This window comes from Polaribacter septentrionalilitoris (genome assembly GCF_009832745.1).
Classification (GTDB): domain Bacteria; phylum Bacteroidota; class Bacteroidia; order Flavobacteriales; family Flavobacteriaceae; genus Polaribacter; species Polaribacter septentrionalilitoris.
Genome location: NZ_VRMJ01000033.1, coordinates 64657 through 78397, shown reverse-complemented (window position 1 = coordinate 78397; position 13741 = coordinate 64657). Strand labels below are relative to the sequence as shown.

Sequence of the window (13741 nt, the reverse complement as noted above, 5' to 3'; positions counted from 1 at the left end):
TTACTCTATTTTTAAATCATTATTATGGATACAGAAATATTAGCAAGAATTCAGTTTGCCTTCACCATTGCCTTTCATTACATATATCCACCTTTAAGTATAGGAATAGGCTTAATTATGGTAATTATGGAGGGTTTATATTTAAAAACGGGTAATAAATATTATGAAGTTTTAACTCGTTTTTGGTTAAAAATATTCGCTATAACTTTTGGTATAGGTGTTGCTACCGGAATTATTATGGAGTTTGAATTTGGTACCAATTGGTCTGTTTATTCAAAATATGTGGGTGATATTTTTGGTAGTGCATTAGCAGCAGAAGGTTTATTTGCATTTGGTTTAGAAAGTACCTTTTTAGGTATTTTAATTTTTGGATGGAACAGAGTGTCACCCAAAGTACATTTTATCTCTACAATTGGTGTGTTTTTAGGATCTATGTTTTCTGCAGTTTGGATTGTTGTAGCCAATAGTTGGCAACAAACTCCTGCTGGTTACCACATTGTTGGAGAAGGTTTAAATGCTAGAGCAGAAGTTACCGATTTTTGGGAAATGGTATTCAATCCATCTAGTGTAGATAGAATTATTCACGTTTGGCAAGGAGCTTTTTTAGCTGGAGCTTTCTTGGTGCTAAGTGTGCATGCCTATTATCTTTTAAAAGGACGATATACTACAATTTCTAAAAAAGCATTTAAAATTGCTTTAGCTGTAGCAACCATCATTTCTTTAACACAATTAATTTCAGGACATAGTTCTGCTGATGGGGTTGCCAAAAATCAACCTGCAAAATTAGCAGCAATGGAAGGACATTATGAGAAATCTGCACCTGCAGATTTGTATCTTTTTGGTTGGGTTGATAACCAAAGTCAAGAAGTTACAGGTTTAGCTTTACCTGGTGGATTATCCTTTTTAGTACATCAAGATTTTGAAGCACCCATTACTGGTTTAAATGCATTTCCTGAAGAAGATAGACCAAGTCAAGTCAATGCTGTTTTTCAGTTTTATCATATTATGATTGCTATTGGAATGTTTTTAATCGCATTAACATTATATGCAAGTTTTTTATGGTGGAGAGGAAAATTATTCGACAAAAGATGGCTTTTACATATTTTTTGCGTTCTCGGTAATTTTACCGCAAATAGCCAATCAAGTGGGTTGGTTTGCTGCAGAAATGGGTAGACAACCTTGGATTGTTTATGGCCATTTAAGAACCAATGAAGGCTTTTCTCAAGAGGTATCATCAAACCAAATTCTTTTCTCATTAATCTTATTTTTAGTAGTCTACACGCTATTATTTCTTTTATTTATGTATTCTTTAAATAAAAAAATAAAACATGGACCTTATGATGAAGCTAAAAACGATTTAAAAATTATATAAAATGGTAGAGTTAGAAACGTTTTTAGGGATCGATTATCCAACACTTTGGTATTTAGTGGTTGGGTTACTATTTTCAGGATATGCAATTTTAGAAGGCTTTGATTATGGTGCAGGAGCTTGGCATTTGTTCTTAAAAAAAGATTTGAGCAGACGAATTGCTATTAATGCCATTGGTCCTCTATGGGATGCCAATCAAGTATGGTTAATAATTGGTGGTGGTGCTTTGTTTGCGGGTTTTCCTGTAATGTATGCAACCATGTTATCTGCAATGTATATTCCGTTTATGTTGTTTTTGGTTTTATTGGTATTACGTTCTTCTGCTATAAAGTTTAGAAGTTCAGAAGAAATGATTTGGTGGCGAAAAACGTGGGATATTATTTATTTTATTTCCAACACATTAATTGCTTTTTTATTAGGTGTAGTTTTAGGAAATGTATTGCAAGGCTTTGAAATTGGCGAAAATTTTAGCTACAAAGGTGGAATATTTTTTGCTTTTTTAAGTCCTTATGCAATTATGGTAGGATTTACTACTTTGTCTATTTTTATGACACAAGGGGCCATTTTTTTATTGTTAAAAACAGAAGGTCGCCTATACGCAAGATTAACGTTTTTACTTAAAAAAGGAATGATTTTTTTCATCATTTCTTTTGCTGTTACTTCATTATATACACTAGTATTTTTGCCAGGTGTAACTGATAAATTTAAAGAAAATCCTGTATTTTTTATATTACCTATTTTGGCATTTTTGGCGGTTGCAAACGTACCAAGATTGGTTTCTAAGAAAAAATATGCGAATGCTCTGGTATTTTCATCATTAACAATGGCATTTTTATTAATGTTAGTCGCGTTTCAATTGTATCCTGTTTTATTACCTTCTACAATAGATCCTAAATTTAGTGTTACCATATACAATGCAGCTTCTTCACAAAAATCGCTAGGAATTATGCTAACTATTGTTCTTATAGGTGCACCACTTTTGGCAGGGTATTTTTTGTTCTTGTACAAAACATTTCATGGTAAGGTAAAATTAGATGATACAAGTTATTAAGTATTCAATTTATATTGTTTATAAAGCACCTTTAGAGTGCTTTTTTATGTAACAAAAGTTGCGCTGATAAAGAATTTGTTTTTATAAATTTATCAAATTCAAAAATACTTTAGCATTATGAAAATAATATTCGCGTTTCTATTCTCAATTTTAATAGTAAGTTCAAGTTTATCTCAAGATCAATTTACAGTTCAAATAGAGCCATTAGTAATTACAAATGCGCCAAGTGTTCATTCATTTTCATGGGGAAAAACTTCTGATGGGAAATGGGTAATTTTCGGTGGTAGAATTGATGGTTTACATCAAAGACAGCCTTTTGCTTCTTTTTTAGAAAACGATAATAATAAAAATGTATTTGTAATAGATCCAGTAACAAAGCAAACTTGGAGCACTTCAATAAGTGTTTTACCAGCGTCATTATTTGAGCAATTACAATCTACAAACCAAGAGTTTATACAAAGAGGAAACACTTTATATATTATTGGTGGATATGGTTTTAGTGCCACACAAAATGACCATATTACTTACGATAAATTAACAGCAGTAAATATTGATGGCTTAGCTAATGCAGTTATAAATAATACAAGTATTACGTCTTTTTTTAGACAAATTTCCGATACAAATCTTGCTGTAACAGGTGGGCAATTGGGCTTGTTAAACGATGTATTTTATTTATGTGGTGGTCAATATTTTGAAGGAAGATATAATCCGCAAGGACCAAATAATGGACCTGGATTTATTCAAAAATATACTGATGAAATTAGAACATTTCAAATCAATGATGATGGTACTAACCTAAGTATTGCAAATTATTCAGCGCAACAAGACACTAATAATTTACATAGAAGAGATTACAATATGGCTTATCAAATTTTTCCAGATGGTACAGAAGGATTTACCATGTTTAGTGGCGTTTTTCAGCATACAGCTAATTTACCTTGGTTAAATTCAGTAGATGTTACAGCTTCTGGTTATTCAGTTAATACTACTTTTAACCAATATTTAAGTCAATATCATAGTGCAAAAATTCCTGTTTTTGATGAAGAAAATAATACAATGCACACCTTGTTTTTTGGAGGAATGAGTCAATATAAATTAGATGCCAATAACAATCTAATACAAGATGATAATGTACCATTTGTAAAAACCATAAGTAAAGTATCTAGGTTTAATGATGGCACTATGGAAGAAAGTAGTTTAGGAATAGAAATGCCAACCTTTTTAGGTTCTGGTGCAGAGTTTATTCCATTGCATAATGAAACTAATTATGTATCAGATGAAATTGTAGATTTGAATAATTTACAAGAGGGCAAAACATTAGTTGGTTATATTTTTGGAGGAATAGAAAGTACACAAGAAAATATTTTTTTTATTAATGATGGTTCGCAAAGTTCTGCAAGTAGTTTAGCTTTTAAAGTATTTATCGATAAAAAATCAACATTAAATACAAGTGAGGTTGCACTTAAGTTAGACAATATTTATAATGTAAAAGTATATCCAAACCCATCACTAGGTCTTTTTTCTATTGAGGTTTTTACACCAAATACAGAAAAAAGCAGTTTAGAAATATTTGATATTTTAGGGAAAAAAATAAAGACCATCACTTTAAAAAATACAATAGGAATAAAAAAAGTTTCTTTAGATTTAACTAAAGAAGCTTCTGGTGAATATATATTGGTTTTTAAAAATAACAACAAAACCATTAGGCAAAAATTACTTAAAAAATAGTTTTAATAAGATTGTTCGTTATTTTATAGCAAGGTAAGTTTAATAAAAAAAGAGGGCTTTTTGTAGCCCTCTTTTTTATGAATAGTTTAAAAATTATACTGAAAAAAAGCAGTGAAATTCCTTCCAGGTTCAGTAATAGGAACCCTACCAAAATTAGCTTGATTGGTAAAACTAAAGTTTAAATGATTGTTATACGTTTTATCAAAAACATTAATAGCAGCAAAACCTAAATTTGCATTTTTAAAAGGTTTAAATCCAAAACGAACATCAACAGTTTGGTAACCATCTGTGCTTGTTTCTCCAAAGCTTGGTGCAATCTCATTTTGAGAACTGGTAATATTATACTGTACATTTGCCCAGTATTTTTCTTTATTTGTTCCTAAAATTAATCTTGCATTAAAAGGTGGTGTTAAAGGTAAAGATTCATCTAAATCTTTATTTTTTGCATATACAAAAGCCATTTCAGATTTAAAATAATAATCAGTTAAAATTGCAGTTTCAAAAGAAGCTTCAAAACCTGTTCTGTAAGCGTTGTCTAAATTTTGAAACACTTTAGGGTTTACAGGTTGTGCAGTTGGCATAAACTTTCTGGTTTTTGTTGGATCTACAATACCCACAATAAAGTTTTGCAAATCAGAATAATACACAGAAGCAGCATATTTAATACTGTTTTTGGTGTTTTTTGCTTTAAAACCAATTTCAAATTGATTGTTCACCTCTGCTTTTAAATCAGGATTTCCAATATATTCATAAGGATCTTGATTGATGGTAAAGTGATTGATAAAACGCTCAATCATATTTGCAGAACGAACTCCTCTACCAAAAGCAGCTTCCAGAGTAAAGTTTTTAGAAACTATTTTTTTTAATGAAACAGTTCCGCTAATATTATTTTCTGTTCTTTTCTCTAAATCATACAATGCTGCAAAATCAGTTTCTGGGTCTTTAATGTCAGAAATTATTTTATCATATCTTACCCCAGCAGTTAATAATGTATTTTCTGTAAGTAACCATTTTGCCTCTGTAAATAAACCAAAATCATTTACGTAAGAATCTTGCCAAACTTTATCGTTAAATTCTCTTGGAGTTGGTAGCATGTTTCCGTTCATTACTTTTACCAAACGAGTTCTTCCACCATCTCTAGCAATAAGCATCACATCTACACCTGTAAAAATATCTACATTTTTAGTAGGTTGCCAATTCAATTCTATTTTTCCACCCATTGTTGTAGCTTCTACAGCAGAAGAAGCTTCCATCATCATAAAAGAAGGTCTGTTGGTATTTGTCATTAAATGATCTACATAACTATAATACGCTTTGGCAGAAATACTATTTAATTTTCCTGATAAATTCGTTTTTTTATAGTCTAAAGAAGCAATGCTACTATTGTCATACTCTGTATCCATAGGCAAACCTGCGTGTAAAACATCACGTCCAAAAGATTGTCTCCAATGAAATTGCAAACGCTCAACATCAGAAAAATTATAACCCACTTTTACACCATAATCTGTACTTAAAAAAGAAGACGGAATTTCTGTGCCATCACCATCTTTATAACTTCCAAAATCTCTGTAACCAAAATTACCAACCACATCATATTTGTCTTTAATATACTGTAATTGCAGCATATTTACGGTAGAATTTCCATTGGTTTCAAAACCCGAAGAAAACTTACCATGAAAGCCATTTTCTAAATAATTAGTTTGTTTAGAAACCATATTTACAATACCACCAAAAGTAGCTCCATAACGCACTGTATAAGGTCCTTTTATAATTTCTATTTTAGAAATTTCTTCTGGAATAATATGCGTTGTAATAGGATCCATTCTGTTTGGGCAAGCGTGCATTGCTTTGGTTCCTCCATCATATTGTATATTTAATTGTTCATACTGGCTTCCTCTAAAAGAGGGATCAATAGCATAATTTCCTCTTTTGATTACAGAAAAACCATTGATGTTATTAAATAAATCTGCCACGTTTTTTGGTTGCACAACGTTTTTAGCATATCTATTAGAAATAATGGTATGTATAGGGTCTTTTTGTAATTTCCCAGTTACAATTACTTCATCTAGTTTTACTCTTTTTAGGGTGTCTTTTTTAGTCTCTTTTTTGTCTTGAGAAAAAGAAACTGTAGAAATAAGTGCGCATAAAAGCACACTAAAAATTGTTTTCATTTTTAAATTTTTAGTTTTTTATAAGATTGTACACTCTTATTACTTAATAAGAGGTTTTTTAAATAGTAAAAAAACTAAACTCGTGGTGGATGGAAACTAGAATTGCTAACTAAGTATTTGTAATAATTTTGATAACCAAAAACACCTTTTTTGGTGGTTGGTTTTATCTTAAAATCTATTGCTAAAGCTGAGTTTTGATGAAGTAAAATATCTTTAAAATCAATGATTTGAAGAGGAACTTCTTCTGAACTTTTACTACTTTCTGTAACTTTTTTTAAATGACATTTACCATTACATTGCAATTGGGGTTGGTCTTTATTTTCACACAACTCTTCAATAAAACCAATAGGATCTATAGTATAGTATATATAGGTAAAAGAAACCCTTAACATATTATATAATACAAGACTGCTTAAAAAAATAGCATAGAAAAAGGTTTTATTTTTAGAAAGAAAAACCAACAGAAGTAACGTTTTGTATTAAAGTTATAACAGTACAAATATAGGCTTCAAAAATAACATATCCGTGTTACTTAGGTTACTTATAGATTCTCTTTTTCGTAATACCTTTATACAAAGAATTTTAAATATTAAAAATTATGAAAACAATACTAAAAATACAGTACATATTTACGTTTATCATATTGATAATCTCTACAAATGCATGTTCTAATGATTCAGAAGACGAATTCATTGGAGATAAAATTGAAGAAAATATAACAATTTTACAAGAAGACGCTGATGCATTATTGTTTATGTTAGAAGAAGAAAAATTAGCAAGAGACACTTATAGTATTCTATATGAAAAATGGGGTTTAAATCAGTTTGCAAACATTAAAAAAAGCGAACAAACGCATATGGATGCTATTGAAAATTTATTAAAACAAAACGAGATTTCTTACACTATTTTGCCAGAAGGAGTTTTTAATAATAAAGAATTACAAGCGCATTACGATACATTTAAAGAAGATGGTGCAAAAAGTGTTATAAATGCATTAAAAATTGGTGCAACTATAGAAGATTTAGATATAAAAGATTTAGAAAACTATGTCTCTCTTACTAAAAATAATACCTTAATAAATGTATATCAAAATTTAATATGTGGGTCTAGAAATCACTTAAGAAGTTTTATGAAAGGCTTAGAAAAAAATGGAGGCACTTACACACCTCAATTTATAACTCAAGACGCCTTTGATGCGATATTAAATAGTAGTCAAGAGCAATGTAATTAAATTTTAGTTTTCAGTTTGGTTAGAAAGCACTTAAATCTCTATGATTTAAGTGCTTTTTGTTTGGTAACTAATGTTACTAAAAAAACATTTTATTCGATTTAGTTTTGCAGTGTTAAAATAGAATACATGAAAAAAATAGTAAAAAGCATACTTATAATTGTGTTATTGTTTTCTAAACAATTAGGAGCGCAAGAAATAATTTCGATAGATAAGTCTGAGGTTTTGTCTAAAATTTCTGATCAAAATTTATCTTTAAAAATTTCTAAAGAGTCGTTTAATGCTGCCAAAGCAGATTACAAACAAACCAATGCTGTTTTTTTACCAAATATTACAGCAACTCATACCGGAATTTCCACTACAAATCCGTTAATGGCATTTGGTTCTAAGTTAAATCAAGGTATTTTAACTCAGAACGATTTTAATCCTGCATTGTTAAACAACCCAGAACAAACTCAGAATTTTACAACTGTTATAAAAGTAGAACAACCTCTAATTAATTTAGACGGAGTTTATCAAAGAAAAGCTGCCAAATCTAAAATGGATGCCATGTCTTTACAATCGCAAAGAACAGAAGATTATTTGTTTTTTGAAGTAGAAAAAGCATACATGCAATTGCAATTGGCTTATAAAGGAGAGCAAGTTCTAGAAAAAGCTTTACAGACAGCAAATGAAAACAAAAAGTTAGCAGAAAACAGTTTTCAACAAGGGTATTTACAACGTGCAGATGTATTAAATGTAGAAGTGCGTGTTACAGAAATTAAAAATCAGTTGCAAACAGCAAAAAGCAACGTACAAAATGCGTCTAATTATTTGTCTTTTTTAATGAATGATGAGCGCTATGTAATATACAAACCCACAGATAGTTTAACGGTTTCTAATTTTTCTATGGATAACAAAACGATTTCAGAAAACAGATCTGATATTAAAGCAATGCAACTTTCTACCAAAGCTTATGAGGCAATGAATAAAGCCGATAAAATGTCTTTTTTACCACGTTTAAATGCTTTTGGAAGTTATGAAATGTATGACAATACCATTTTTCAAGGAAATGCAAGTGGATACTTAATTGGTGCACAATTAAGCTGGGATATTTTTAAAGGCTCTAAACGTTTTGGAAAAGCACAAAAAAGTAAAGCAGAATTCGAAAAATCTAAGTTAGCTTACAATCAATATGTATCTCAAAGTAATTTAGAATTAAATAAAGTAAAGCGTCAGTTAATAGATGCTAAAAACAAATTAGAACTAACAGCATTAGCAGTGCAACAATCTAAAGAATCTTTAAGAATCCGTAAAAACAGATTTAAAGAAGGTTTAGAAAAAACTTCTGACTTATTACAAGCAGAAACCCAATTTGCACAAAAACAATTAGAGTATTACCAAACCATATTTGAATATAATTATACTCAAAAATATTTAGAATTTTTAACGAAAGAATAGAAGTCATTATACAGTTTCAGTATACAGTCAAAAAAACAATAAAACAGAAAAAATGAAAAAATACATTAATATAATTACACTAATTGCTTTATCAATATTTGTTACAAGCTGTGGTAGTGAAGACAAAAAAGTAGCACAAGATAATTCACCAACAATCCATGTAAAAGTTGCTAAAGTTCAGCTAAATGCTAACAATCCTTTTTTATCTGTAAGTGGAAAAATACAAGCTACAAATAGTGCAGATTTAAGTACAAGAATGATGGGTTATGTAAAAAAAGTGTATGTAAATGTAGGCGATAAAGTTAAAAAAGGTCAATTATTAGTGGCTATTAACAATGCAGATTTACAAGCTAAAAAAGCACAAATAGATGCAGGCATTACACAAGCTAAAACTGCTTTTACAAATGCTGAAAAAAATTACAAACGTTTTAAAAATTTGTTTGCTAGCAATAGTATTACCCAAAAAGAAATGGATGATATGACTGCCAATTACAAAATGGCAAAAGCAGGTTTAGAGTCTGCCAAACAAATGAAAAACGAAATTAATGCTCAGTTTGCATATTCTAATATTACTGCTCCTTTTAGTGGTGTAATTACCAGTAAAAATGTAGAAAATGGAGATATGGCAAATCCAGGAATGCCTTTAATTAGCTTAGAAACTCCAAAAAAGTTTGAAGTAATGGCAATGGTGCCAGAAACAGAAATTTCTAACATTAAAAAAGGAATAACTGTAAATGTTTTGGTAAAATCTATTTATAAAACCATTAAAGGAAAAGTTACAGAAGTTAGTACATCTGCTAAAAATACAGGTGGGCAGTATTTGGTAAAAGTAGATTTAGAAAAAACAGACGCAAACATTTTATCAGGAATGTTTACAACAATTCAGTTTCCTGTTTCGCAAAATGTAAAATCAGCAATGGTTTTAATTCCTACAGATGCTATTGTTAAAAACGGACAATTATCTGGCGTGTATACCACAAGCCAAAGCAATACAGCTTTGTTACGTTGGTTACGTTTAGGAAGAATGTATGGAGATAAAGTTGAGGTTTTATCTGGTTTATCAGCATCAGAATCTTATATCATTTCTGCTGATGGAAAATTATTTAACGGAGCAAAAATTTCAATTCAATAATTAAAAAGTCGCGTTAAGGATAGTAGTGGAAATCCTTTTTTTGCTGCCATATATGGCAAAAAAAGATTGAAACGGATAGCCTGTTAAAACGCCCAAAAAAATAAACAATATGAAAGAAGGTTTAGCAGGAAAAATTGCAAAAGTCTTTATCGGTTCTAAATTAACGGTGTTGCTAATGATTGTTTTTATGGTCATTGGTGTGTATAGTTCGTTTTTAATTCCGCGTGAAGAAGAGCCACAAATAGATGTGCCAATGGCAGATATTTTTGTGGGTTATCCAGGTGCAAGTCCTACAGAAGTAGAGTCTAGAGTGGTAAAACCTTTAGAGAAATTAATTTCGAATATCAAAGGTGTAGAGTATGTGTATTCGACCTCGATGAACGAAAAAGCCATGGTAATTGTGCAATTTTATGTGGGCGAAGATATTGAGCGTTCGTTTGTAAAGTTGTACAATGAAATTAACAAACACATGGACCAAATGCCACAAGGCGTTACGTTTCCATTAGTAAAAACACGTGCTATTGATGATGTACCTATGTTGGGTTTAACCTTGTGGAGTGAAAATTATAACGATTTTCAGCTTGGGCAAATGGCGCAAGAATTAGAAAGTGAAATTAAAAAAGTAAATGATGTTTCGATTACCCATAAAATTGGGGGAAGAAACAGACAATTACGCGTTGTTTTAGACAAGGATAAATTAGCCGCAAGCGGATTAGATTTCTTATCTGTTTCTAAAATGATAAAAGCCAATAACACGCAATTAAGTGCTGGAAGTTTTGATAAAAATGATACCGAGTTTTTAGTAAAAACAGGAAAGTTTTTAGCCTCTAAAAAAGATGTGGAGAATTTAGTGGTGGGTGTAAAACAAAATCAGCCAATTTATTTAAAACAAATTGCAAATATTATTGACGGACCAGAAATTCCACAAAATTACGTGTCTTTAGGGTTTGGAAAAGCAAGTGATAAATCTACAACTTACAAATCTGAATATCCTGCAGTAACTATTTCTGTAGCCAAAAGAAAAGGGGCTGATGCTATGAAAATTGCTGAGGTAATTATTGATAAAGTAGAACATTTAAGAACTACTTTAATTCCTGATGATGTTCATGTAGAAGTAACAAGAAATTATGGCGAAACTGCTTCTCATAAAGTATCAGAATTATTGTTACACCTTATTGGTTCTATCTTTGCAGTAACTTTAGTGGTAATGCTAGCTATGGGCTGGAGAGGTGGTTTGGTGGTATTTTTATCTGTGCCCATTACGTTTGCATTAACGTTGTTGAGCTATTATATGCTAGATTACACCTTAAACAGAATTACGTTGTTTGCACTGGTTTTTGTAACAGGTATTGTAGTTGATGATTCCATTATTATCGCCGAAAATATGCACAGGCATTTTAAAATGAAACGCTTGCCATTTAAACAAGCGGCTTTGTATGCCATTAACGAAGTGGGTAACCCAACCATTTTAGCAACCTTTACAGTAATTGCTTCTGTGTTGCCAATGGCTTTTGTATCTGGTTTAATGGGGCCTTATATGGCACCAATGCCAATTGGAGCTTCTATTGCAATGATTTTATCATTATTTGTAGCGTTAACCATTACACCTTATTTAGGATATATTTTCTTAAGAGAAAAAGATAAAAACGGCGCAGAAAAGAAAGCTGAAAAGCCTTTAGAAGAAACTTTAATTTATAGAATTTATAGCAAGTTAGAAAGACCATTATTAGAAAGTAAAACCAAAAGGTGGTTATTTTTAGGAGGAACATTCTTTGTGTTAATAGTAACAATGGGCTTGTTTTTAACCAATTCTGTAGCAGTAAAAATGCTGCCTTTTGATAACAAAAATGAGTTTCAAGTGGTTATTGATATGCCAGAAGGAACTACTTTAGAAAGAACAGCAGTAGTTACCCAAGAAATTGCACAATATTTAGCCACAAGACCAGAAGTGGTGAATTACCAAAACTATATTGGTACTTCTGCACCCATTACATTTAATGGTTTGGTACGTCATTACGATTTACGTGGTGGCTCTAATATGGCAGATATTCAAGTGAATTTAGTTGATAAAGGAGAACGCTCTATTCAAAGTCATGGAATTGCAAAATTATTACGACCAGAAATTCAGAAAATTGCATTAAAATACAATGCCAATGTAAAGTTGGTAGAGGTTCCACCTGGACCACCAGTTTTATCAACCATTGTTGCAGAAGTTTATGGGCCAGATTATAATGAGCAAATTAGAATTGCAAACGATGTTCAAAACATTCTAAAAAATACAGATGATGTGGTTGATATTGATTGGATGGTAGAAGCCAATCAAAAAGAATATCAATTTGAAATTAATAGAGAAAAAGCCATGTTGTATGGAGTTGCACCACAGCAAATTGCTTATACCATGAATATGGCTTTATCTAATAGACCAATCACCAATTTATATGATGAAGCTTCAGTACATCAAGTTGGTTTGGTGTTGAGTTTAGATGAAAAAGAAAAATCTACCATTTCTGATATTTCTCAACTAAAAGTAAAATCGAAACAAGGAAACATGATTCCTATTGCAGATTTGGTTGAAATTATAGAAACCAATTCCGCAAAAAGCATCTACAGAAAAAACCAGAAAAGAGTGGTGTATGTGTTGGCAGATATGGCTGGTGAATTAGAAAGTCCTGCATACGCAATTTTAGGAATGGAAAAGAAATTGAAAGAAATTAAACTTCCAGAAGGTTATCAATTAAATGAAATGTATTTAGGTCAACCAGATTTTGAAGACGATTTTACAGTAAAATGGGATGGAGAATGGCAAATTACTTTAGAAGTTTTTAGAGATTTAGGAATCGCCTTTTTAGGAGCATTAATTCTAATTTACATTTTAATTGTAGGCTGGTTTCAAAACTTTAAAGCACCTGTTGTAATGATGGTTGCTGTACCTTTATCCTTAATTGGAATTATTTTAGGACACTGGATGATGGGTGCCTTTTTTACAGCAACTTCTTTTATTGGAATGATTGCTTTAGCAGGAATTATGGTAAGAAACTCTGTTTTACTGATTGATTTTATCAACCTAAGGTTAGCAGAAGGAATTCCGTTAAAACAAGCAGCCATAGAAGCTGGAGCAGTTAGAACAACACCAATTTTATTAACCGCAGGAACTGTAGTAATTGGAGCCTTTGTAATCTTATTTGATCCCATTTTTCAAGGATTGGCAATCTCTTTAATGGGAGGAACCATAGTATCTACAGTGCTAACTTTATTAGTAGTGCCATTGGTGTATTATATGATTGAAAAAAAGAATTATAAATAAATAATCAGATGAAATTAGTATTCGTAACAGCAGTAGAAGAATTTCAGGCAGCTATTTTAAAAATCTTTAAAAAAGCAGCGATAGAAAATTTAAGTATCACAGAAATTAATGGGTTTAAAAATATTCCTTCAGAAATTTCTTCCAATTGGTTTTCAGCAGGAAAAAATGGTAATGATTCCACGTTGTTTTTCTCTTTTACAGATGATGAACATATTGATGTATTGTTCAATTTAATTGAAGATTTTAATAAAAACATGGAAACCAATAACCCTGTAAAAGGAGTGGTGTTGCCCATTGAAAGATTTATATAATAATAAA

General features: G+C 30.8%; 9 protein-coding genes and 1 pseudogene. 8 read left to right on the top strand and 2 right to left on the bottom strand.

All coding sequences use genetic code 11. The features are described from left to right. The first annotated feature begins 24 nt into the window (after positions 1-24). The 3 genes and pseudogenes from FP421_RS07645 (at position 25) to FP421_RS07635 (ending at position 4148) form a co-directional block, all read left to right on the top strand. Positions 25-1372: pseudogene (locus FP421_RS07645) on the top strand (cytochrome ubiquinol oxidase subunit I). 1 nt (position 1373) lies between these two features. Next, entirely contained in the window at positions 1374-2420 is a 1047-nt protein-coding gene (gene cydB, locus FP421_RS07640; protein ID WP_159949269.1) for a cytochrome d ubiquinol oxidase subunit II, read from the top strand. Positions 2421-2537: 117 nt separating this feature from the next. After that, positions 2538-4148 (top strand): T9SS type A sorting domain-containing protein, encoded by a 1611-nt coding sequence (locus FP421_RS07635; protein ID WP_159949267.1) that lies wholly within the window; start codon positions 2538-2540, stop codon positions 4146-4148. A gap of 86 nt (positions 4149-4234) precedes the next feature. On the opposite strand, the gene FP421_RS07630 is transcribed toward FP421_RS07635, so the two are convergent. Then, positions 4235-6319 (bottom strand): TonB-dependent receptor domain-containing protein, encoded by a 2085-nt coding sequence (locus tag FP421_RS07630; RefSeq protein ID WP_159949265.1) that lies wholly within the window; start codon positions 6317-6319, stop codon positions 4235-4237. 74 nt (positions 6320-6393) lie between these two features. Further along, positions 6394-6711: a hypothetical protein gene (locus tag FP421_RS07625; protein WP_159949263.1), complete on the bottom strand. Its 318-nt coding sequence runs from the start codon at positions 6709-6711 to the stop codon at positions 6394-6396. A gap of 206 nt (positions 6712-6917) precedes the next feature. On the opposite strand from FP421_RS07625, the gene FP421_RS07620 reads away from it, so the two are divergent. The 5 genes from FP421_RS07620 (at position 6918) to FP421_RS07600 (ending at position 13734) form a co-directional block, all read left to right on the top strand. Continuing rightward, on the top strand, positions 6918-7550 hold the full coding sequence (locus tag FP421_RS07620) for a DUF2202 domain-containing protein (protein WP_159949261.1): 633 nt from the start codon (positions 6918-6920) through the stop codon (positions 7548-7550). Between the two features lie 126 nt (positions 7551-7676). Then, positions 7677-8987: a TolC family protein gene (locus FP421_RS07615; RefSeq protein ID WP_159949259.1), complete on the top strand. Its 1311-nt coding sequence runs from the start codon at positions 7677-7679 to the stop codon at positions 8985-8987. A gap of 52 nt (positions 8988-9039) precedes the next feature. After that, positions 9040-10119, top strand: a complete 1080-nt coding sequence (locus tag FP421_RS07610; protein WP_159949257.1) for an efflux RND transporter periplasmic adaptor subunit — start codon at positions 9040-9042, stop codon at positions 10117-10119. A 109-nt stretch (positions 10120-10228) separates the two neighbouring features. Then, entirely contained in the window at positions 10229-13423 is a 3195-nt protein-coding gene (locus FP421_RS07605) for an efflux RND transporter permease subunit (protein ID WP_159949255.1), read from the top strand. Positions 13424-13431: 8 nt separating this feature from the next. Next, positions 13432-13734 carry a hypothetical protein gene (locus FP421_RS07600; RefSeq protein ID WP_159949253.1) on the top strand — a complete coding sequence of 101 codons (303 nt, stop codon included), beginning with the start codon at positions 13432-13434 and terminating at the stop codon, positions 13732-13734. The last annotated feature ends 7 nt before the right edge of the window (positions 13735-13741 follow it).